Source organism: Amycolatopsis sp. NPDC047767, from assembly GCF_040704195.1.
Taxonomy (GTDB): domain Bacteria; phylum Actinomycetota; class Actinomycetes; order Mycobacteriales; family Pseudonocardiaceae; genus Amycolatopsis.
This window is the reverse complement of sequence record NZ_JBEYSJ010000004.1, coordinates 316,574-338,003: the sequence shown is the minus strand read 5'-3', so window position 1 is coordinate 338,003 and position 21,430 is coordinate 316,574. Positions and strand designations below refer to the sequence as shown.

Here is a 21,430-nt window from a genome sequence, read left to right as displayed (position 1 = left end):
GGATGTCGACCGTGCTCACGGAAGCCGCTCTCCGGTCGCCGCCTCGGCCTCGGCCAGGGTCTTCGGCAGCCGCGCGGCCGCGAAGGTGCCGGCGGCCGCCGTGAGCGTGATCAGGCCGAACACCACACCGAACGCCAGGGTGGGCCGGGAGTCCAGGCCGGCGAGTGTCGCCCCCGTCGCCGCGACGCCCGCGACCGCGCCCACCTGGCGCACCGTGTTGAACAGCCCTGAAGCCGCGCCCGCCATCGACGGAGCGACCGACGCCATCGCGGTGACCGACAGTGGCGCCCAGGCCAGGGCGTTGGCCGCGCCCAGCACCGCGGCGCCCGCCGCGACCCACCACGGGTTCAGGTGCAGCACGACCACCACGCCCACGATCAGCAGGCTCACTGTCAACAGGACCATCCCCGCCACCGCCGGGCGCCGCGGTCCGATCCGGTCGACCCAACGACCGGTCCGCGGGGACAGCACCATCGCCACGACGGCGTCCGGCGCCAGGACCGCCGCGCCTTCGACGGGACCGAATCCGCGCACGTCCTGCACGTAGAGCATGGTCGGCAGTGCCATGGCGAGCACCGTCGCGCCCAGCGCCGCCATCGCCAGGCTGGCCGAGGAGTAGCCGGGTGAGCGGTAGAGCTCCAGTGGCGCGAGGGCCTCCCGGCCTTCGCCGCCTTCCCGGCGGAAGAAGAACACGAGCAGCACGGCGGACAGGACCACTGCGAGCAGCGACCGCGAGTTCCACGACAGCAGCGCCCACACGAGAAGGCTCAGCCCCGCCGTGCTCGCCACCGCGCCCGGGACGTCGAACCGCGTGGCGCGCCCCGGGCTGCCGGGAATCAGGCGCAGGCCGAGCAGCAGCGCGAGCGCGCAGAGCGGCACGTTGACCCAGAAGATCCAGCGCCAGTCCAGCGTCGCGGTCAGCAGTCCACCCGCGACCGGCCCGAGCAGGGTGCCCGCGGCCGCGACCGAACCCCACACACCGAGAGCGCGGCCGCGTTCGTCTTCGGCGAAGAGCCGCCGGATCAGCGTGAGCGGCTGCGGCGCCATCGCGGCCGCGGTCAGGCCTTGCAGGACCCGGAAACCGATCAGCCAGCCGACCGAAGGCGACAGCGAGCACAACGCCGACGCGGCCCCGAAGCCCGCCAGCCCGGCGAGGTACACCCGCTTGGGGTCGAAGCGGTCACCGAGCCGCCCGAACACCAGCAGCGGCACCGAAAACGCGAGCAGGTAGCCGGCCGTCACCCAGAACAACCCCGCGACGTCGGGCTTCAGCTCGGCCTGGATCGCCGGGCTCGCCACCGCCACGATGGTCGTGTCGAGCAGGATCACGAAGAACCCCGCGAGCAAAGCCGTGAGCCCGCCCCATTTGCCGGTCATGCCACGGTCTCCCCCTCGGGGCGCGAGAATCGCAGGCGAGCCGATCACCGGGCAAGTCAACGGCAACGGCGCGAACGCGTGCTCGGCCCACAGCACGCGGGACGCTTCCTGCGGGTACGCCGTGATCGTGAGCTCGGTGTCGAAGACCGCGACCGCGCGCCGCCGGGTGTCGTAGGCCGGCCAGCCCGGGTCGCCGGTGTGGGCGAAGGCGGCCCAGGCGGTGACGAAGTGCCGGGCGACCACGTCGGTGTCGGCGGGCGGTTCGGCGCCGAGCAGCAGTGCGGACAGGCTCCCCCGGCGGTTGCCCAGCACCAGCGGCACGTCGAGGCTGTGGCAGGCGCCGAGCACGCCGTCCAGGCCGGGCGCCGCCCAGACCAGCTCGTACGCGTGGGCGCGGCCACCGCCGGCCACCTGCGCCTCGGCCAGGCGGTGGCTCGGCATGCGGAACAGCCAGTCGGAGGTGACGAGCTCGTACCGGCGCTCGGCGCTCGCGTCGGGGTAGGCGCGGCGGTAGCGGTCCGGGTCCGGCGCGAGAGCCCGCAGTGCGGCCTCGGCCTCCTCGCCGGTGACGGTGCCGAGGCGGCCTTCCAGCACGAGGGACAGGCGGCTCTCGTCCCGGGCGTGGCCGGTGACCAGCTCGACCTCGCGGCCCGCGCCGGCGGCCAGCGCCTCGAACGGCGTCCGGGGCAGCACCTCGCCGTCGACGACCGGCGAGAACGGGACCGCGATGTGCGCGGCGGCGCCCCAGCGTCCGGCGTACGGCCGCATGTCGCCGCTCACCGAGTCGGCGGCGGCGACGAGTTCGGCCGCCGCGATCCCACGCAGGTCCGCGACGGTCGGCTCGTGTCCCGCGCGGGCGGCGATCTCGGTCATGACGTCGGCGGCCGGCGCCGGGGTGAAGAACGTCCCCGATCCACTTTGGACGATGGCCCGGCGGAACAACCCGGCGGCACCGGGCATCGCGAGCAACGCCGCGGCGGAGGCGCCGCCCGCAGACTGGCCGAACACCGTGACGCGCGCCGGGTCACCGCCGAACGCGGCGATGTTCGCCCGCACCCACTCCAGCGCGGCGACCTGGTCGAGCAGGCCCCGGTTGTCCGGCGCGCCCCGCAGGTGCCCGAACCCCTCGACACCGACGCGGTAGTTGAACGTCACCAAGACAACACCCGCTTCGCGAGCGAGCCGCGCGCCGTCGTACGCCGGATCGGCCGCGTGCCCGAACTGGAACGCGCCGCCGTGGATCCACACCATCACCGGCACCGCGGCGCCTGCTTCGGGCCGCGGCGACCAGACGTTGAGCGTCAGCCAGTCGTCGCCGTCCCCCGCGTTCGACGGCGGGCCGAGCAGCAGCGACTGCGGTGGCGGCGGCCCGAACACGAGCGCCTCGCGTACACCGTCCCACGCCGGCACCGGTTGCGGCGCGGCGAACCGCAGCTCCCCCACCGGTGGCCGCGCGAACGGGATGCCGCGGAACACGGCCAGCCCGTCCTCCGCGCGACCCCGCACCCGTCCGGCTTCCGTGCGGATCTCCGGGACGTTCATCACGGCTTCCTTCTCCGCGGCCGGTCCGGCGGGCCGCGAGGCCGCCGAGCCTAAAGGGACCGAGGGCGTGGAACCTCGCGTTTTCCGTGACTCACCGGCGCCGGGCCAGGTCCGCGGGGCTGCCGCTCGGCATGCCGACGCCGGATTCCACGTAGGCGCGCAGGCTTTCGGTGAAGTGGTTCCACCCGCGGGTGCACATGGCGATGCACTCGAGCTCCGCCGTCAGGCCGTGGTGGCGGAAGCGGAGTTCCGTGGCGTCGCCGGCCGGGACAAGGGTGAAGGTCGGCCGCGTGCCGACCCAGTCCGGCAGGAAGTCGCACGACGTGACGGTCCAGCGCACCAGGCTCGGCCGGGTGGCTTCGTCGACCCGCATCACGCACGGGTCCGGGTGGGAGAAGAAAAACCGGAGCTCGCCGCCGGTGTCGCCGGTTCCCGTGACGCGGGTCCACCACGCGCCGAGACCCGTCACAGTGGTGAGCGCGTCGAACACCGTGTCGGGAGCGGCGTCGATCGAGACGGTCTTGCAGTAATCCGAGGTCATGACGGGGGTTCCTTCCCTTCGGCCGAACGCAGAGCCTCGATCGACTCGGCGATCGTCTTGATCCGGCGCAGCCGGGCGTCCCACGCCGCGCCGACGGAGGTCAGCTGCGCGACGGCACGGGCGAACTGCGCTTCGTTGACGACGTACCTGACCTCACGCCCGTCCTTGCGGGCCACGACCAGCTCCGCGCGCTCCAGCACACCGAGGTGCTTGGCGACCGCCTGACGCGTCACCGGCAGGTGCTCGCTCAGGCCCGTCGCCGTGCCGAACCCGTCGGCCAGCAACAGGTCGAGCAGGTGCCGCCGCGTGGGGTCGCCGAGGGCGGCCCACAGCTCGTCGTCGATCACGAGCGCACCAGGCCGGCCGCATACGCCGCGAGGTTGGGCAGGTGCTCGTCCCAGCCGGCGCTGTGGTCGCGGTGGTACGCCTCGAGCCGCGCCGCCTCCCACCCGATCTCGCGGAACCCCGCTTCGGTGAGCTTCAGCAGCGTGCCGCCGTCTTCGGGTACCAGCTCGAACGTGACGAGGAACGAGTTCTCCGGCGTCGCCGCCTGTCCCTCGGGCTGTACCCAGCGGAACACGAAACGCCGCGGCGGCCGCGCCTCGAGGACGGACACCGGCACGACGACCGGCCCGCTCCCGTCGCGGCGCGTCCGGCTCAGGGTTCCCGTGGTCCCCTCGAACACCGCGTCGAAACCCCACCACGCCGCGATGTGCTCGGGCCGCGTGATCACCTCGTAGACGACTTCGGGCGTCGCCGCGATCCGGATCTCGCGCTCGATGGTGCCGTACTCCATGACCGTCCTCTCCATCCGCAACCGATGGTTGCAGGTTAGGGGACGCCTCCTCTACGCGCAACCAACTGTTGCAGGTTCCGTGTCCCAGTAGCCTGGTCCGATGCCCGTCAAACCCGGCGCCCGCGACCGGCTGCACCGGCTGGAGGCGATCACCGACGCCGCCCTCGGCCGGCTGGAGCTGGAGCCACTGCTGCGCACGCTGCTGGAGCGCGTCCGCGAGCTGTTCGACGTCGACACCGCGACAGTGCTGCGCCACGACGAGGCCGCCGGGCAGCTCACCGCCATCGCGTCGGCGGGCATCGAGGAAGAGGTCTTCCAGGGCGTGCGGGTGCCGGTCGGCGCGGGGTTCGCCGGGCGGGTCGCGGCGCAGCGGGCGCCGGTGCTGATCGACCACGTCGACGAGTCGACCGTGATCAACGCGCTGCTGTGGGAACGCGGCCTCAAAGTGCTGCTGGGCGTGCCGATGCTGGCCCGCGACGAGCTCGTGGGCGTGCTGCACATCGGGTCCACAGTGGAGCGTGCGTTCGACGCGGACGACATCGAGCTCCTGCAGGTCGCCGCGGCCCGGCTCGCGCTGACGATGGTGGCCGAGGGCGCGGGCGAGGACCGGGCGGCGGCGGCCGCCCTGCAGCGGAGCCTCCTGCCGGCGCGCATCGCCTCGGTGCCGGGCCTGGACTTCGCCTCCCGCTACGTGCCCGGCGCGGACTTCGCGGTCGGCGGCGACTGGTACGACGTGTTCCCCCTTCCCGGCGACCGCCTCGGCATCGTGATGGGCGACGTCGCCGGCCACGGCCTCGGCGCCGCCGTGGTGATGGGCCGGCTGCGCAGCGCCCTGCGCGCCTACGCGCTCGACGCCGCGAGCCCGGCGGAGGCACTGGCCAAGCTGAGCCGCAAGATGAACCACTTCGAGAAGGGCATCATGGCGACCGTCGCGTACGCCGTGGTGCCGCCGGACCGCGAAACCCTCGTCCTGTCCCTCGCCGGGCACCCGCCGCCCGTCCTGGCCACGCCCGGCTCGCCCGCGCGCCTGCTGGACGTGCCGCCGGACCTGCCCGTGGGCCTGGGCCTGCCGCCCGCGGACCGGCGCGACACCGTGGTCGCGCTGCCGCCGGAGTGCACGCTCGGCTTCTACACCGACGGCCTCGTCGAACGCCGCAACGCCGACCTCGACGACGGCCTGCGTGCCCTGACCACGGCCATGACCACGGGCGACCCGGAAGCCGTGTGCGCCCGCGTGATGGCCGCGCTCGTCGGCTCGAACCCGGCCCAGGACGACGTCGCGCTGCTGGTGGCGACCAAGCGGCCGGTGCGCCCGTAGCCCCGCCCGGCAACGCACCGGGGAGTTCCCCGATGCGAAGCCCCCGGCGCTGGGCCCACGCTGGGCCACGAGGTGTCGACCGACCCGGGAGGTGCGGCGAAGATGGTGTCCTGGAGCCGTGTCAGCGAGGCGGACGTGGTGCGCGCGGCGCGGGAGTACGACCGGCTCGGGGCGGAGGCGTTCTTCGCGGAGCACGGATTCGGCCCGTCGCGCACCTACGAACTGGTGTGGGAGGGCAAGCGGTACCCGCACAAGGCGCTGCTCGGTACGGCGTACGAATTCGCCACCGGCGAGCGCCTCGCCCCCGGCGACTTCGAAGGCGGCAAGGCGGGCGCGGTGGCGGTGCTGGGCAAGCTCGGGTTCACGATCGAGCAGCGCCGGCCGTAGGCGCCGGCCCGCCAGTTCGGCAACGGCCACCGGAAGCGGATACGGCCCTTCCGGGAGAACCGCCGTAACGTTCCGATAATGGTGACTCCGCGTGCTGCTCCCTAGGGTGTGAAGGCGACCGCCCACCGACCCTGGAGTGCCCGTGAGCCCCCGATTCGACGGCCTGCGCGCCGTGTTCTTCAACAGCACGCTGAAGCGCTCGCCGGAGCCGAGCAACACCGAAGGTCTCATCCGCCTGAGCGCTGAGCTCATGCGGCGCGAAGGCGTCGACGTCGAGGTGATCCGGACGATCGACCACGACATCGCCGTCGGCGTGTACCCCGACATGACCGAACGCGGCTGGGAAAGCGACGAATGGCCCGCCCTGTACGAAACGGTGCTGGCCGCCGACATCCTCGTCCTGTGTGGACCGATCTGGCTCGGGGACAACTCGTCCGAAATGAAGAAGGTCATCGAACGGCTCTATGCGTGTTCGCACCTGCTCAACGACGCCGGCCAGTACGCTTACTACGGACGAGTCGGTGGCTGCCTGATCACCGGCAACGAGGACGGGGTGAAGCACTGCGCCATGAACGTGCTCTACAGCCTCCAGCACCTCGGTTACACGATCCCGCCGCAGGCCGACGCCGGGTGGCTCGGGCCGATCGGCCCCGGTCCGTCCTACCTGGACCCGGGGTCGGGCGGGCCGGAGAACGACTTCACGAACCGCAACACCACGTTCATGACGTGGAACCTCATGCACCTGGCCAAAATGCTGAAGGACGCGGGCGGAATCCCCGCGTACGGCAACCAGCGGGCGGCCTGGGACGAGGGCGAGCGGTTCGACTTCACCCATCCCAACCCCGAGTACCGCTGAGAGGACATCGATGACCACTGTCGGGAAGATGCTCGTGCAAAGCCTGGCCGACCACGGCGTGTCCGCGATGTGGGGTGTGGTCGGCGACGCGCTGAACCCGATCACCGACGCGCTGCGCCAGGAGCCCCGCATCCGCTGGATCGGGGTCCGCCACGAGGAGGCGGGCGCGTTCGCCGCGGGCGCGCAGTCGCAGCTCACCGGGCGGATCGGCGTGTGCATGGGCACCGTCGGGCCCGGCTCGCTGCACCTGCTCAACGGCCTCTACGACGCGAAGAAGTCCCACACCCCCGTGCTCGCGATCTGCGGCCAGGTGCCCAGCGCCGAGATGGGCAGCGACTACCATCAGGAAGTCGACAACGACGCCGTGTTCCGCGACGTGTCGGTGTTCTCCCGCACGATCACCGACCCGGCACAGTTCCCGTACCTGCTGGAGCTCGCGGTGAACGCGGCGTACGCGCGCAACGGGGTCGCTGTGCTCACCCTCCCGGGCGACGTCGCGAGCCGCGAGCTGCCGCACGGCACGCTGGAGCCGCGGTTCGTGAGCCAGCACCCGCCGGTGACCCCGGACGCCGGCGCGCTCGCCGAGGTGGCGGCCGTGCTCAACGGCGCGGACACCGTGACCATGCTCGTCGGCTCCGGCGCCCGCCCGGCCCGCGACGACGTGCTGGCGACGGCGGAAACCCTTGCCGCGCCGATGGTCCTGACGCTCAAGGGCAAGGAGACCCTCGAACGGGACAACGACTACCAGGTCGGGCAAACCGGCCTGATCGGCAACCCCGCGGCGCAGCACGCGCTGACCCACGGCGACGTGCTGCTGATGGTGGGCACCGACTTCCCGTACCGCGACTGGTACCCGAAGGGCAAGACGGTGGTGCAGATCGACCACGAGGGCGAGCGCATCGGCCGCCGCACGCACGTCGACCACGCGCTGGTCGGCGACGCCCGCACGACGCTGGCCGCGCTGCTGCCGCTGCTGCGGGCGAAGACCTCGCGCGAGCACCTCACCGCGTCGCGCGAGCGCTACACGAGCTGGCGCGACCGCCAGCACCACCTCGCCGACCCCGGCTACGACTCGAGCATCGTCGGCCGCGTGCGCAAGCAGTTCGACAACCGGGAGCGCGCCATCCGCCCCGAGGTGCTCGCGGCGGCGATCGACCGCCACGCCACCGACGACGCGGTGTTCACCTCCGACACCGGCATGTCCACCGTGTGGCTCGCCCGCTTCGTGACCCTGCGCGGAAACCGGCAGCTGCTCGGGTCGTACAACCTCGGCTCCATGGCCAACGCCCTGCCCCACGCCCTCGGCGCCGCCCAGCTCGACCCCGCCCGCCAGACCATCGCGTTCTGCGGCGACGGCGGCCTCACCATGCTCATGGGCGAACTGCTCACGGTCGCGGCCTACGACCTGCCGGTGAAGATCTTCGTGTTCGACAACTCCCGCCTCGGCATGGTCAAGCTGGAGCAGGAACAAGGCGGCATCCCCGAGTTCGGCACCGTGCTCAAGAACCCGGACCTCGCCGCGGTCGCCCGCGCCTGCGGCATCCACGCCGTCCGCGTCGAGCACCCCGACCAGGTCGACGCGACCGTCCGCGACGCGCTCGCCCACCCCGGCCCGGTGCTGCTCGACGTCGTCACCAACGCCGAGGAGATCGTGATCCCGCCGAAGCCCACCGTCAGCCAGGCCTGGGGTTTCGCCATCGCCAAGATCGAGGAGACGCTGATCTCGGCGCACGACGTCGACGAAAAGGCGTAGCCACCCCCGCTTTCCGCCAGAGGCCCGACCGGTGACGGTCGGGCCTCTTTCGTTTTGTGCCAGTCACACGGTCGGGTGACGCAGACCGGCTCAGCTGGGAAGACGCGCGCGTCGCGGATTCACCCGATACGGCGGCGTCTCAGGGATTGATCACCGGATTGACGGTTGGTCTGAATGGCGCAACTATTTCGCGCATGTCCGAACCCGGGACGCTCGTCACCGAGTAGCCGCCGGGATTCGCAGAAACCAGTACGGGACCACGGGTGTCTTTGTCGTGCCCGGAAAACGATCAGAAGGAGAACGCGCATGCGATCCAGTCCGCGTTGGCGGAAGGTGGTGACGGGGTCGATGGCCACCGCGCTCGCGATAGCGGCGGTGACCTACACCGGGGCGAACACGAGCGCGTACGCCGAGGTCCAGGTGTCCACCGACACCAAGACCGCCGCCGACGGCAAGCAGTACTGGGTGCAGAACCACCTGGTGTCGAAGGATCTCACCGCGAAATCCGGCACGCCGAAGAAATGGCTGCTCGTGTGGGCCGGTGACGAGAACATCGCCGACACCGCCGTGAAAGACGTCAAGAACCTGCCGGGCACGCTCGGCGGCGGGCTCAACAAGGTGAAGAACGCCTTGCCCGGCCCCGATTTCCTGGCCGTGATCGACGCGACGCAGGGCTCGCCGTCGTACGGCAAGGTCGTGAACACCGCGACGGTGGGCCCGCTCGTGGAGAACGAGCCGCACCACATGCAGTACGTGTGGCACAAGGGCGACACGATCTACGCGGGCGCGCTGTTCGCCGCGGCGACCTACGCGTTCGACGTGAGTGCGCTGCCGCAGCTGAAACTCAAGGGCGTGAGCCTGCCGACGCAGACACTCGGCGGGTCCGTGCCCGACGCGTACTGGGTGCTCAAGGACGGCACGGCGTACGGGACGTACATGGGCGGGCCGGTCGTGCCCGGGCCGTACACCTACGCCGACGGCAGCACGCAGATCGGCAACGGGTTCGCCGGCAGCCCCGGCGAGGTCGTGCACTTCGACCAGAACGCGCAGGTCCTGTCGCAGAACCCGGCCGCGACCCCGCAGGGCGACAACCCCAAGCTGTGCGACAACCTCCCGCAGCTCGGGAAACCGACGTGCGCCAACCCGCACGGCGTGCAGGCCCGCGAGGACCTGAACACGCTGGTGACCAGTGACTACGCCGAGCCGCGCAACATCATCCTCGACCCGGTGAAGCAGCCTTCGCCGTACCTGCGGCGCCCGACCGTGCGCACGTGGGACATCTCCGACCGCAACCACCCGAAGCTCAAGGCGGTCTCCTACCTGCCGGACGGCCCGCGTGCCGACCCGGCCGACCCGCTGCACTCGGAAAGCCGCGCGGTCATGGAGACCACGGTGACGAACCGGCCGGGCCACAAGGGCGCGTTCGCGCAGACCATGCAGGGCGGCGCGGTGTTCTACACGCCGGACATCACGGCGAAGGATCCGCACTGGATCGAGGTGTTCGATGACGGGGCGGCCAACAAGGCCATCTACCCGGGCAACGACGCCAACGGCGCCAGCTCCAACGGCGGCTGGATCCAGACCAGCCCGGACGACAAGTACCTCTACCGCGCGATCGTCGGGCGGCAGAAGGGCACGCTCGGCGCGGACGACCCCGGCACCACCGGCGGCGTCTACGTGCTCGACATCTCCAAGCTGGTCAACGCCGGCGACCGGATCGAGGACATCCAGGGCCGCGTGGACACGAAGGCCAAGGCGCAGCAGGGCGGCGGCGGTGACCTGCCGACGGTCGTCGGCGCGGCGCCGATCAACCCCGGCACGCCGGGGGCCGGCCCGCACTGGGGCGCCTACGACAACCTCGAGCTGGGCAGCGACGGGTTCTACCACGAGACGACGCAGCCGCAGCACCTCGCGGTGTCGAACTACTTCGTCGCCCGGTCCGGTTTGGACGGTGACCACAAGGTCAACCTGCTGAACCTGGGCCCGGACGGGAAGATCTCCGTGGACCAGAACTTCCGCGACGAGTTCACCGGTCAGGTCGGGATCAACTTCAACCGCAAGTCCTGGCCGCACGGTGACTTCGGCAACGCCAAGCCGCACTCGGAGCTGTTCGTGGCCGCGGACGCCGACGTCAAGTGACCCCTCCGGTGCCGGTCCGCTTCGGTGGCCCGGCACCGGACCTCCCCGGAAGGTCCACGATGGATCACCACGACCTCACGACCGCCACCGGTTCGTCCGGAGTGGACGCGCTGGCGCTCGTGCTGCGGCTCGCGTTGCTGCTCACCACCGCCTTCCTCGCCGGCGGCGGCCTGCTGGCCCCGCTGGCCGGCCCGCTCGGCCGGCGGAGGCGGACTGTCCTGTTCGGACTCGGCGGCGCATCGGCGTTGCTGGCCGCAGGCTCGTTCTTCGCCGTGCCGATCAACCCGGTCGCGCTGGCGGTGCACGTCCTGCTCGCGCTCGCCGTGCCGCTGCTGGTGAGCCGGCCGCGGTTCGGGCGGTGGGCGTCGGTCGCGCTCGTCGCGCTGGTGGTGCTCGAGACGTCGGCGGGCCGCTCGGGCCTCGGGTTCGCCGCGGACCTCGTCTACGTGGCGGGCGCCACCGTCTGGTTCGGTTTCGCCCTGCTCAGCGCTTCGCCCGGCGAGCAGTGGCGGGCCACGGCCATCCGGCCCGGGCCGCTGTCGCTCACCCTCGGCGGACTGCTGGTGCTGGCCGGTGGGGTCGAACTCGCGCTGTCCGGCCCCGGATTCGACCGGCGGCTCTACACGACGCTGTTCGGTCTCACGGTGCTGCTCGCCGTGGTGCTGCCGCTGGCGGTGACGGTGCTGGCCGTCGTGCTGCGCCGCGACACCGGGCGCGCGTACCGCTTCGGCGCGGTCGGTGTGGCGCCGGCGTTCCTGGCGTGGGCCGCGCTCGCCGCGATCCCGGCCCCTCCCCCACTGCCCGTGCCGGGTGTGCCGCTGCTCGCCGACGCGGGCGGGTACCCGGTCCTGGTCAGCCCGCAGCGCCCGGGCCACAACCTGGTCCACTTCCCGGCCGGCGCCGGGGCCGATCTCGCGGTGACGGCCGCGGACGGTGCGGTCGTCCAGTCCGTCGCGCGGCCCGGCGCGGAGGGCACGTGGGCCGACGTCGTCCTGCCGCCCGGGCGCAGCGACCTGCGCATCACTCGCGGTGACACCACCACGGCCGTCGAGGTGGACGCCGGCACCGAACCCGGCCCGGGCGTCACCGCCGACTCGCCGGAGTGCGCGTCCGCGGCGCTCGGCAGGCTCGTCGCGGGCCGCCGGGACGTGCTGACGTCGTGCCCGGCCGACGCACTGTCCCCTGAGGACAGTGGCGCGCTGGTGAAGCTGGTCGACTTCCTGGCCACCCGCAAACCCGCCGCGCTCACACTCGTCGACGACACCTCGCCCCGCGGCCGGGCCGCCTCCCGGCTCGTGCGCGACACCGCCGCGCGCCACGGCCTGGCCGTGCAGGCCGAACCCGGACCGGACACCGCGCTGGTCGTCGTGGCCGGCTGGGCCGGTGGCTACTCCGCGCTGACGCAGGCCAAGACGGCCCAGCAGAGCCGCCCGACCTACCAGTACGGCCTGTACCTCGCGCCGTGGCTGCTCAACGCCCCGCTCGTGAACGCCGTCGCCAGCTCGTCACTGCCCCTGCGCTTCGACCCGCGCGACCCCACGGCGCTCGCCTACGCCGTCGCGCTCGGCGACGCGTTCGGCGGCGAGCGCCCGACCGTCGGCGGGTTCGCCCGCTGGCTCGGCCCCGCCGCGCTGACGGGCGACGTGCAGATGTACGCGTCGGCCCAGGTCAACGCGATGCCGATGGACCCCGGGGAGCCCCACGCCCCCGGCATGGTGATGGACCGCGACTACGCCGGCCAGTGGGTCCCCGACGGGACCGTCGTGCCGATCTCCGCGGTCCTTCGCTGAACCCCCGGAAATCCCAGTGTCACAAGGAGAAACCCATGAAACGCAGGATCCTGCTCACCCTCACCGCGGCCGCCGTGTTCACCGCCCTCGGCGCCGGCGTGGCCGACGCGGACCCCGCCGTCTGGGCGCTGCCCGGCGTCGACCTCGGCGGCGTGCTCGGCCCGGTCGGGCAACCGGTCGCCTTGCTCGCCCCGGCGTTCGGCTTGATCACGATCGTGTCCTGAAAGGAACACCACAACGGCATCTCGGCCTCCACGCCGAACCGACTACAAGCCATCCCCGGCCCTGCCGCGCAACTGCTCGAACTGCCCGCCCGGTGTTCGACCTGATCACCACCGTCTCCCGAAAGGAACACCACAACGACGCCCCGCCCCGCGCCGGGATCCACGCCGAACCGGCTACCCAAGCCCTCGCCCGCACCAACCCGGGCCCGGTCGGGCAGCCGGTCGACCTGCTCGCCCCGGCGTTCGGCCTCATCACGATCGTGTCCTGAAAGAAACACCACAACGGCATCTCGGCCTCCACGCCGAACCGACTACAAGCCATCCCCGGCCCTGCCGCGCAACTGCTCGAACTGCCCGCCCGGTGTTCGACCTGATCACCACCGTCTCCCGAAAGGAACACCACAACGACGCCCCGCCCCGCGCCGGGATCCACGCCGAACCGGCTACCCAAGCCCTCGCACGCACCAACCCGGGCCCGGTCCGGCAACCGGTCGACCTGCTCGCCCCGGCGTTCGGCCTCATCACGATCGTGTCCTGAAAGGAACACCACAACGGCATCTCGGCCTCCACGCCGAACCGGCGACCCAAAGCCATCCCCGGCACCAACCGCGGCCCTGCCGGGCAGCCGGTCGACGCGGCCGGGGTTCGGCCTCATCACCACCGTCTCCTGAAAACCTTCCACCGAAAGGAAACCCGATGAAGAAGACCCTCGTCCGCGCCGCGGCGATCGCCGCGTTCGCCGGTGCCGGAGTGTGCGTCGCGGCCGGGCCGGCCCTGGCGGCCACCGGTGATGCTCCCGGGGTGGTCGTCGTCGACGAGCCCGACACGAGCGGCCTGAACAACATCTGGACGTTCGCCCCGCTGGGTGTGCCGCCGCTCGGGCTGATCCAGTCGGTCGGCGGAGTGCCGGGCAAGCTGCTGCCCTCCTGGGGCTGATTCCCGCGGCCACGGCGGCGCGCCCGCCGCCGTGGCCGGTTCCCCTCGACCCCTGGAGTTCCCATGTCCGTGAAGAAACCCTTGCCGGCGGGCCAGTTCCTGCTGTCGTCGCCGACGTCGTGCGAGGCGCCCCGGCCCGCGCCCGAGGAGCCGGTGCGGGTGGTGCCGCTGGCGGTCGCCGCCGTGCTCGGTGTCGCGCTTAGCTGGTACGTCTGGGCCACCTACGGCGGCAAGTACGGCATCCTGCTCGTTCTGGGCCTCGCGCTCGGCGTCGCGTTGTTCCACTCCCGCTTCGGGTTCACCTCCGCGTGGCGGCAGCTCATCGCCGTCGGCAACGGGTCCGGCCTGCGGGCCCACGCGCTGCTGCTCGGCACCGCCACCACGCTCATCGCCCTCATCGCCGGAACCGGCGCCGGGCTGTTCGGCGCCACGCCCAAGCTCACCGCGGGCCCGATCGGCCTGCCGCTGTTCGTCGGCGCGGCGGTGTTCGCGATCGGCATGCAGCTGGGCGGCGCGTGCGCGTCCGGCACGCTGTTCGCCGTCGGCGCGGGCCAGTCGACGATCGTGCTCACGCTCGGCGGGTTCATCGCGGGCTCGGTGCTCTACAGCTGGGCCTACCCCGTGTTCACCGGCTGGCCGCAGGTGTCCGGGTTCCTGCTGGCCGACCACGTCGGCTGGGCCGGCTCGTGGGCGATCACGCTGGCCGCGCTCGCGCTGGTCGTGGTGGTGACGCGGCTCGTGCAGGCGCGGCGCACGCCGCCGCCGGTCGAACCCGTGCCGACCGCGCACGGTTTCGCGCGGGTCCTGCGGGGTTCGTGGCCGTTGCTGGTCGGCGCCCTCGTGCTCGGTGTGCTCGCGGCGGCGGTCGTCCTCGTGTCAGGCTCGACGTGGGGTGTCACGTTCGCGTTCACGCTGTGGGGCGCGAAGCTCCTGCAGCTCATCGGCCTGCATCCCGAGACGTGGGAGTTCTGGCAGACGAGCACCAACGCCAAGGCGCTGGCCGGCCCGATCTGGACGGACAAGACGAGCCTCACGGACCTCGGCATCATCCTGGGTGCGGCCGTCGCGGCCTCGGCGGCCGGGACGTGGCAGATCCGCGCGGAGATCCCGTGGCGCACGGCGGTGGCGGCCGTGGTCGGCGGGGTCCTGATGGGCGTCGGCGCGCGGCTCGCCGGCGGCTGCAACATCGGCGCGTACCTCGCCGGGATCTCCACCGGAAGCCTGCACGGCTGGCTGTGGGGCCTGTTCGCCCTCGGTGGCACCTGGGTCGGGCTGCGGCTGCGGCCGCTATTCGGGCTGGCCAACCCGAGGCCGAGCGACAGCATCTGCTGACCAGGTGGTGGGAACCCTTGTCGGGGCCGGAGCGACGTTCCTATAGTGCGTCAGACGTCTGACGTCTTTTGGGAGGCTCACGGTGACGAAGGATCTGCGGTCGTTTCTCGCGGAGGTGGTCTCGACCGGTGCGGGCGAGGTCAAGCACGTGTCGAAGCAGGTGGACCCGCGGTTCGGTGTCACCGCTTACGGAGCGTGGTACGACAAGCGCGGCGAGTACCCGGCGTTGCTGTTCAGCGACGTCGCCGGCAGCGAGCTGCGCTGCCTGACCAACCTCGTCGCGACGCACGAGCGGATGGCCCTGGCCCTCGGGGTCGAGGTCGAGACGCTCGTGCGTTCGTCCGTCGCGGGCCAGGGCCGGGCCGCGCACCCGCCCGTGGAGTTCGCGGGCGCGGCTCCGGTGCAGGAGGTGGTGTGGCGCGGTGAGGACGCCGACCTCACCCGCCTGCCGATCCCCACCCACAACGAGCTCGACGGCGGCCCGTTCCTCACCGCGGCCGTCGGCGTGACGCGTGACCCCGAGTCGGGGGCGATCAACGCCGGCATCTACCGCCACCACATCTACGGCCCGCGGCGCCTCGGCGTGTGGTTCTTCGGCTCCCACGACGGCGGCACCATCCACCGCCGCTACGCCGAACGCGGCGAACCCACGCCGATCGCGCTGGTGATCGGGCACCACCCGGCGTTCCTCATGGGCGCGGTGTCGCGCGTGCCCGGCATCGGCGGCGAGTACGACGCCGCCGGCGCGTACCTGGGCGAATCGGTCGAAACGGTGCCCACGGTGACCTCCGGGATCCCCGTGCCCGCGCACGCCGAGATCGTCATCGAGGGCCACATCCTGCCCGACGAGCTCGAGGAGGAAGGCCCGTTCGCCGAATGGCCCGGCCACTACGTCGGTGGCGGCCGCAAGCCCGTCATCGAGGTCGACGCCATCACCATGCGCCGCGACGCGATCTTCCAGGACATCCAGGCCTCCGGCCGCGAGCACCGGCTGATGGGCGCGCTGCCGCGCATCGCCAGCATCCACGAGGCCGTGCAGCAGAAGGTGCCGGGCCTGCGTGCGGTCAACATCCCGCTGCACGCCCGCATGCACTGCTACCTGTCGATCCGCAAGAACTCCGACACCGACCCCACCCGCGCCGCCTTCGCCGCCCTCAACACCGAGCCGGAGAACCTGCGCGCCATCGTCATCGTCGACGACGACATCGACGTCTACGACGAACGCGAAGTCGCCTGGGCCATCGGCACCCGCTTCGACGCGTCGCAGGACCTGCAGATCATCCCCCGCTGGAACGGCCCCGGCGGCCTGCTCCCCACCAACTGGTCCTACGACGAAGCCGGCGGCCGCACCCCCCAACGCTCCTCCGCCGTCATCGTCGACGCCACCAAACCCGCCCCGCCGATCGTCTTCCCCGCCCGCGCGCGGGTCCCGGAGGACGCGATGCAGGCAGTGGACGCCGACGCCGTCGAAACGATCACCGCGGTGACCGACCTGCCCGGGTGGGCCTGACGGGCGCGGGAGACGCCTGAGCCGTGACGGGATTGCCTGGCCGGGTCTAAGGGCTGTCCACTTCAGACGGACAGCCCTCACGCCGGGGTGAGGCGCCGCAGCTCCCCGGTCACGCCGGGGCCGATCCAGGCCACCGGCTCGGCGCACCTCGGCGGCCGACACGGTGACCGACCTGCCCGGATGAGCCTGACGGGCGCGCGAATCACCTCAGCCGTGAGCGGATTGCCCGGCCGGGCGTGAGGGCTGTCCACTCCGGACAGACAGCCCTCACGCCTGGGCAAGGCGCCGCAGCTCCCCGGCCACACCGGGGCCGATCCAGGCCACCGGCTCGGCGCACCTCGGCGGCCGACACGGTGACCGACCTGCCCGGATGAGCCTGACGGGCGCGCGAATCACCTCAGCCGTGAGCGGATTGCCTGGCCGGGCGTGAGGGCTGTCCACTCCGGACAGACAGCCCTCACGCCTGGGCAAGGCACCGCAGCTCCCCGGCCACGCCGGGGCCGAGGTGGGGCTCCAGTTCGGTCAGCAGCTCGCCGATCCGGGCGGCCAGGTCCGGGGACGGGCGGGTGAACGCGCTGGAGCCGTTGCGGCGCCAGTCGTCCAGGTCGCGGCGGGCGTCGGCGGCCAAGGGGTCGCCCGGCAGGCTGAGCAGCCACAGGTCGGTGGCGAGCCGGGACCACCGGCTCACCCCGCGCAGCAAGGTGTACGCGCCGCGGCGGACGTGGAGGGGGCGGGCCGGCGCGGCCAGGTCGAGCAGGTGCGGGCGGTCCGCCGGGCCGAGGCGGCCATCGAGCAGGGCGGCGGCCTCGCGGACGACGCCCGGTGAGGGGTCGGCGAGCAGCTCACGGCCGTAGCGGACGGCCCGCGCGTCCGACGGGTTCGCCAGCAGCCGGCGCAGGCCACGGACCGCGGCGACGCGCACCCGAGGCCGCTCGTCGGCGAGCTGTGCTCGCAGGAGGTCGACGTCGTCGAGCGTCCCCGTTTCGCCGAGGCCGGCGACGGTCGCGCGCGTGACGGCGCCCGACCGCAGCGCGTCCCGGTAGTAGGCGGCCGGGTCACCGCCCGCGCGCAGCACGAGGGCCTGCGCCATGGACCGCACCAGCGACGAGCTCTCGCCCAGCCGTTCCCGGGCCGTCTCGACGCCCAGCAGCTGCAACGCCCGCGCCCGTACCTTGGGGGCGCCGCCGTCGAGCAGGGGCAGCACGAACCGGGGGTCGTCGCGGTCGAGCAGGAGCCGGCCGACACGGGTGCGGATCACGTCGTCGTGGTCGTGCACCGCGATCGAGGCCAGCCGCTCGTCGGACAGCAACCCGGCGCGTTGGGCCGATTCGTGGACGATCCGGCGGGTCCGCAGGTCCGGCGTGGCCAGCGCCACGTCGAGGAGCTCGGGCGAGCGCAGCATCGGCTGGAGCACGTGCTCGTCCACCCAGTCGTCCACGGCCCGCCGGCTCAGCACGACGACCAGCGGCAGCGGGGGCGCCAGGTCCTCCTGCGCGAACCGAGCGAGCACCGCCGCGCGGGCGATCTCCCGCACCTGGGGCACCCAGTCGACGCAGCGCACCAGCAACAGGGGCAGCGCTTCCGGGTCGCGGCTGCTCCGCAGCTGCCCCACGCCCGGCTCCCGGATATACCCGTCGGCGTCGCAAACCGCCTCGACGAGCTGCACGCGGCTCCGCCGACGCCACGGCAAGGTCCGCCTGAGGCGCTGGCCGTAATACGACCAGCGCCGCTCGGACTCGTCCACCACCAGCCACTCGCGCGGGTCGCCGGCGGCGAGCGCGTCCAGTTCTTCTTCCGTCACCATCGTTCCCCCTCTCCGGCGCCATCGTGCCGTCCGCGACGCCCACGACGCCACCGGATTTGGGGAGCGCTCAGAGTCCTCCGAGCCGTTCGGTGATGGCAGTGCTCAGACGGAGAATGGCGGACGTCGAGTGCTTCAGGCGTTCGGCGTCCACAGTGGACTTGACCATGCTCACCGACAGCGCACCCACCGGCTGCCCACCCCGCCCGGCGACAGCAGCGCCGACGCACATCATGCCCGGCGCGGTCTCCTCGTCGTCGACGGCGTAACCGTGGGCGCGAGTGCTCTCGATCTCCGCCATGAGCTGCGGCATCCGCGAAATGCTCTGCGGGGTCAGGGTTTCGAAGCAGCCGTCGGCGTAGCGGCCCGCGATCTCGTCGTCGGTCAGCGACGCGAGCAGCGACTTGCCGCTCGCCGTGCAGTGGGCGGGCAGGCGCAGCCCGATCTCGTAGGACATCGCGAGCGTCCGCAGGCCCGGCCGCGTCTCGACGTAGACGACGTGGCGTCCGTCCAGCAGGGACAGCACGATCGTGTCCTCGGGCAGCAGCCCCAGCTCCTGGTCGACGCGCCGGAACTCCAGCACGAACCCCGATTTCGCGAGGTACGCCCGCCCGAGCGGCACGACCTTCCAGCCGAGCCGGTACTGCCCGCCGGGAGTACGCGTGAGCAGGCCCGTGGTGACCAGCGTCGTGCACACGGCGAGGCAGCTGCTCTTGGGCGCGCCGATGACCCGCGCGAGCTCGCTGAGCGGCAGCCCGTCGGGGGCGGCGGCGAGGGCGTCGAGCACGTACGCGGCGCGGGCGACCGACGGCACCGGCAGCCCGGCCGAGGACGGGGAACCGGTCATCGCGGGAGATTCCGTCATCGCCGCAACCGCCGGGCGAGCACGATCGCCGCGACGACGGCGGCCACGGCCGGGACCACGCGCTTCGCGACCGGGATCGCGACGGCGCGCAGGACGACGGCGTCCGCGTTTCGAGTACGCGACCGGTCCTCCGGACTCGGCCGCGCACCGGCAACACTCACGACCGGGGCCGTAGCGGCGGGTTCGGCCGAGGGAACAGCGCCCACTGGCTCGTCGTCCGGCCACTCCTCCGCCGCCAGATCGACGACCTCCGCCACTGGCTCGACAAAAGCCGCCGTCGCCACCCCGGGCACCGCGGCCCGCGGCACTCCCGCAGCCTGGGCCCGCGATCCGGCCACCTCCTCCGCCAGCGCCCGCGCGAACTCGTCGACCAGCCGCCCGGTCACCTCGCCCAGCACACCACGCCCGAACTGCGCCAGCCGGCCCGTCAGCGCGAGCTCCGTGGCCAGGTCGACGCGCGTGCCTTCCGGAGCCGGCGCCAGCCGCAACGTGACCGTCGCCGAAGCCGAACCCCGGCCCCGCACCTCGCGACCCGACGCCGCCACGACCACAACACCGGCCGCCTCGTCCCGTTCGCGGAACTGGGCCAGACCGGAGTACTCGGCGGCGATCGGCCCGACCTTCACGCGCAGGCCGCCGCGGACGTCGTCGCCGTCGACCTCGTCCAGGTGCACGCCGGGCATGCAGGGCGCGACCCGTTCGGGATCGGTGAGCACGGCCCACGCCTGCTCAGGCGGCAGGCCGACGGTGAAGCTGTTCTCCAGTCGCACGAGCGCCCCCTAGGCCGGGAACCGCATGTCGACGCGGGAGCCGGCCGACGGCGCCCACCGGCTCGTGACGACCTTGCGGCGCGTGAAGAACCGGATGCCGTCCTCGCCGTACTGGCCGGAGTCGCCGAAGAGCGAGTGCTTCCAGCCGCCGAAGGGGAAGTACGGGATCGGCACGGGGATGGGCACGTTGAGCCCGACCATGCCGGCCTGCACGGTGTGCTGGAACTGCCGTGCGGCGACACCGTCGCGGGTGAACAGGGAGACGCCGTTGCCGTACTCGCTGCCGTTGATCAGCCCGACGGCCTCCTCCAGCGAGTCGACCCGCAGCATCGACAGCACGGGGCCGAAGATCTCGTCGGTGTACACGGTCATGTCCGGGCGCACGTGGTCGAGCAGCGTCGGTGCGAGGAAGAACCCGTTCTCCCGTCCCGGAACCCGCACGTCGCGGCCGTCGACCACGAGGTCCGCGCCCGCGTCCGCGCCGGCCTGCACGTAACCGCTCACGCGGCGCAGGTGGTCGGCGGTCACCAGCGGGCCCATGTCGGTGCCCTCGTCGTGACCGTCCGCAGTGGACAGCCGGCCGATGCGTTCCACCAGCCGCTCGCGCAGCGCGTCGCCGACCCCGCCGACGGCCACCGCGACCGAGATCGCCATGCACCGCTCTCCCGCCGAGCCGTAGGCGGCGGAGACGAGGGCGTCGGCGGCCGCGTCGAGGTCGGCGTCCGGCAGCACCACGAGGTGGTTCTTCGCGCCGCCGAGGGCCTGCACCCGCTTGCCGTGCTTGGCCGCGGTCTCGTAGACGTGCCGGGCCACCGGCGTCGACCCCACGAAGCTCACCGCGGCGACATCCGGGTGGGCCAGCAGCGCGTCGACGGCCGGGGCGCTGCCGTGCACGACGTTGAGCACGCCGGCGGGCAGCCCCGCGTCCAGGGCCAGCTCGGCCAGGCGGTTGGACGCCGACGGGTCCTTCTCGCTCGGCTTGAGGACGAAGGCGTTGCCGCACGCGACGGCGATCGGGAACATCCACATCGGAACCATCACGGGGAAGTTGAACGGCGTGATGCCCGCGACGACCCCCAGCGGCTGGCGGATCGAGTACGTGTCCACCCCACGGGAGACGTTCTCGCTGAAGTCGCCCTTGAGCAGGTGCGGGATCCCGGCCGCGAACTTCGCGACGTCCAGGCCCGCGTTGACCTCCGCGCGGGCGTCGGCGAGCGTCTTGCCGTGCTCGCCGGTCACGAGCTCGGCCAGCTCGTCCCGCGACCGCTCGACGAGCCGGATGAACTCCAGCAGAACCTGCTGGCGCACGCCGAGCGATTCCTCGGCCCAGGCGGCCTGCGCGTCGAGCGCCACCTTCACGGCCTGGTCCACGGCACCGGCGTCGCCGAGCGCGACCCGGCCCGCGACGCTACCGCGGGCGGGGTCGTGCACGTCGGCCCACGCGGCCGGTTCGTCCTGGACGAAAGCGCCGCCGACGAAGTGCTGGATGGTGT

General features: G+C 72.6%; 20 protein-coding genes. 12 read left to right on the top strand and 8 right to left on the bottom strand.

The annotated features are described in order from the left end of the window. Positions 1-15 precede the first annotated feature (15 nt). From AB0878_RS10420 to AB0878_RS10405, 4 genes are all read right to left on the bottom strand, one after another. Positions 16-2,919 (bottom strand): MFS transporter, encoded by a 2,904-nt coding sequence (locus AB0878_RS10420; RefSeq protein WP_366578497.1) that lies wholly within the window; start codon positions 2,917-2,919, stop codon positions 16-18. A 91-nt stretch (positions 2,920-3,010) separates the two neighbouring features. After that, positions 3,011-3,460 (bottom strand): SRPBCC domain-containing protein, encoded by a 450-nt coding sequence (locus AB0878_RS10415; RefSeq protein WP_366578495.1) that lies wholly within the window; start codon positions 3,458-3,460, stop codon positions 3,011-3,013. Next, positions 3,457-3,807: a metalloregulator ArsR/SmtB family transcription factor gene (locus AB0878_RS10410; protein WP_366578493.1), complete on the bottom strand. Its 351-nt coding sequence runs from the start codon at positions 3,805-3,807 to the stop codon at positions 3,457-3,459. Before AB0878_RS10410 ends, AB0878_RS10415 begins: the two co-directional genes overlap by 4 nt. Continuing rightward, complete coding sequence (locus tag AB0878_RS10405) at positions 3,804-4,271, bottom strand: SRPBCC domain-containing protein (protein ID WP_366578491.1); 468 nt, start codon at positions 4,269-4,271, stop codon at positions 3,804-3,806. The genes AB0878_RS10410 and AB0878_RS10405 overlap by 4 nt, the downstream gene beginning before the upstream one ends. 85 nt (positions 4,272-4,356) lie before the next feature. On the opposite strand from AB0878_RS10405, the gene AB0878_RS10400 reads away from it, so the two are divergent. From AB0878_RS10400 to AB0878_RS10345, 12 genes are all read left to right on the top strand, one after another. Next, on the top strand, positions 4,357-5,574 hold the full coding sequence (locus AB0878_RS10400; RefSeq protein ID WP_366578489.1) for a GAF domain-containing SpoIIE family protein phosphatase: 1,218 nt from the start codon (positions 4,357-4,359) through the stop codon (positions 5,572-5,574). A 102-nt stretch (positions 5,575-5,676) separates the two neighbouring features. After that, on the top strand, positions 5,677-5,961 hold the full coding sequence (locus AB0878_RS10395; protein WP_366578487.1) for a hypothetical protein: 285 nt from the start codon (positions 5,677-5,679) through the stop codon (positions 5,959-5,961). Between the two features lie 142 nt (positions 5,962-6,103). After that, a complete protein-coding gene (locus AB0878_RS10390; protein ID WP_366578485.1) occupies positions 6,104-6,817 on the top strand; it encodes a flavodoxin family protein in 714 nt (237 codons plus the stop codon). A gap of 10 nt (positions 6,818-6,827) precedes the next feature. Next, entirely contained in the window at positions 6,828-8,570 is a 1,743-nt protein-coding gene (locus AB0878_RS10385) for a thiamine pyrophosphate-dependent enzyme (RefSeq protein ID WP_366578483.1), read from the top strand. A gap of 348 nt (positions 8,571-8,918) precedes the next feature. After that, on the top strand, positions 8,919-10,709 hold the full coding sequence (locus AB0878_RS10380) for a hypothetical protein (RefSeq protein ID WP_366578720.1): 1,791 nt from the start codon (positions 8,919-8,921) through the stop codon (positions 10,707-10,709). Positions 10,710-10,768: 59 nt separating this feature from the next. Continuing rightward, positions 10,769-12,499 (top strand): hypothetical protein, encoded by a 1,731-nt coding sequence (locus tag AB0878_RS10375; RefSeq protein WP_366578481.1) that lies wholly within the window; start codon positions 10,769-10,771, stop codon positions 12,497-12,499. Positions 12,500-12,534: 35 nt separating this feature from the next. After that, positions 12,535-12,723, top strand: coding sequence for a hypothetical protein (locus tag AB0878_RS10370; protein WP_366578480.1), 189 nt, complete (start codon positions 12,535-12,537; stop codon positions 12,721-12,723). 92 nt (positions 12,724-12,815) lie between these two features. After that, complete coding sequence (locus AB0878_RS10365; RefSeq protein ID WP_366578478.1) at positions 12,816-12,992, top strand: hypothetical protein; 177 nt, start codon at positions 12,816-12,818, stop codon at positions 12,990-12,992. Positions 12,993-13,084: 92 nt separating this feature from the next. After that, positions 13,085-13,261, top strand: a complete 177-nt coding sequence (locus tag AB0878_RS10360) for a hypothetical protein (RefSeq protein WP_366578476.1) — start codon at positions 13,085-13,087, stop codon at positions 13,259-13,261. A 158-nt stretch (positions 13,262-13,419) separates the two neighbouring features. Next, positions 13,420-13,659 (top strand): hypothetical protein, encoded by a 240-nt coding sequence (locus tag AB0878_RS10355; protein ID WP_366578474.1) that lies wholly within the window; start codon positions 13,420-13,422, stop codon positions 13,657-13,659. 63 nt (positions 13,660-13,722) lie between these two features. Continuing rightward, entirely contained in the window at positions 13,723-14,991 is a 1,269-nt protein-coding gene (locus AB0878_RS10350; protein WP_366578472.1) for a YeeE/YedE family protein, read from the top strand. 82 nt (positions 14,992-15,073) lie between these two features. After that, positions 15,074-16,501: a UbiD family decarboxylase gene (locus AB0878_RS10345; protein ID WP_366578470.1), complete on the top strand. Its 1,428-nt coding sequence runs from the start codon at positions 15,074-15,076 to the stop codon at positions 16,499-16,501. Between the two features lie 457 nt (positions 16,502-16,958). On the opposite strand, the gene AB0878_RS10340 is transcribed toward AB0878_RS10345, so the two are convergent. The 4 genes from AB0878_RS10340 to AB0878_RS10325 all read right to left on the bottom strand — a co-directional run bounded on the left by AB0878_RS10340 (position 16,959) and on the right by AB0878_RS10325 (position 21,425). Next, the gene (locus AB0878_RS10340; RefSeq protein WP_366578469.1) at positions 16,959-18,305 is read right to left on the bottom strand and encodes a HEAT repeat domain-containing protein; all 1,347 of its coding nucleotides are present in this window, start codon (positions 18,303-18,305) and stop codon (positions 16,959-16,961) included. Positions 18,306-18,372: 67 nt separating this feature from the next. Beyond that, a complete protein-coding gene (locus AB0878_RS10335; RefSeq protein ID WP_366578467.1) occupies positions 18,373-19,149 on the bottom strand; it encodes an IclR family transcriptional regulator in 777 nt (258 codons plus the stop codon). Between the two features lie 14 nt (positions 19,150-19,163). Beyond that, positions 19,164-19,937 carry an SRPBCC family protein gene (locus AB0878_RS10330; protein ID WP_366578465.1) on the bottom strand — a complete coding sequence of 258 codons (774 nt, stop codon included), beginning with the start codon at positions 19,935-19,937 and terminating at the stop codon, positions 19,164-19,166. A 9-nt stretch (positions 19,938-19,946) separates the two neighbouring features. After that, the gene (locus tag AB0878_RS10325; RefSeq protein ID WP_366578718.1) at positions 19,947-21,425 is read right to left on the bottom strand and encodes a CoA-acylating methylmalonate-semialdehyde dehydrogenase; all 1,479 of its coding nucleotides are present in this window, start codon (positions 21,423-21,425) and stop codon (positions 19,947-19,949) included. Positions 21,426-21,430 lie beyond the last annotated feature (5 nt).

Coding starts and splice junctions, on each gene's coding strand:
- AB0878_RS10405 (WP_366578491.1), bottom strand. CDS start 4,271: ATGGAGAGGACGGTCATGGAGTACGGCACCATCGAGCGCGAGATCCGG.
- AB0878_RS10400 (WP_366578489.1), top strand. CDS start 4,357: ATGCCCGTCAAACCCGGCGCCCGCGACCGGCTGCACCGGCTGGAGGCG.
- AB0878_RS10355 (WP_366578474.1), top strand. CDS start 13,420: ATGAAGAAGACCCTCGTCCGCGCCGCGGCGATCGCCGCGTTCGCCGGT.
- AB0878_RS10420 (WP_366578497.1), bottom strand. CDS start 2,919: ATGAACGTCCCGGAGATCCGCACGGAAGCCGGACGGGTGCGGGGTCGC.
- AB0878_RS10350 (WP_366578472.1), top strand. CDS start 13,723: ATGTCCGTGAAGAAACCCTTGCCGGCGGGCCAGTTCCTGCTGTCGTCG.
- AB0878_RS10385 (WP_366578483.1), top strand. CDS start 6,828: ATGACCACTGTCGGGAAGATGCTCGTGCAAAGCCTGGCCGACCACGGC.
- AB0878_RS10395 (WP_366578487.1), top strand. CDS start 5,677: ATGGTGTCCTGGAGCCGTGTCAGCGAGGCGGACGTGGTGCGCGCGGCG.
- AB0878_RS10415 (WP_366578495.1), bottom strand. CDS start 3,460: ATGACCTCGGATTACTGCAAGACCGTCTCGATCGACGCCGCTCCCGAC.
- AB0878_RS10375 (WP_366578481.1), top strand. CDS start 10,769: ATGGATCACCACGACCTCACGACCGCCACCGGTTCGTCCGGAGTGGAC.
- AB0878_RS10370 (WP_366578480.1), top strand. CDS start 12,535: ATGAAACGCAGGATCCTGCTCACCCTCACCGCGGCCGCCGTGTTCACC.
- AB0878_RS10335 (WP_366578467.1), bottom strand. CDS start 19,149: ATGACCGGTTCCCCGTCCTCGGCCGGGCTGCCGGTGCCGTCGGTCGCC.
- AB0878_RS10380 (WP_366578720.1), top strand. CDS start 8,919: ATGGCCACCGCGCTCGCGATAGCGGCGGTGACCTACACCGGGGCGAAC.
- AB0878_RS10340 (WP_366578469.1), bottom strand. CDS start 18,305: ATGGTGACGGAAGAAGAACTGGACGCGCTCGCCGCCGGCGACCCGCGC.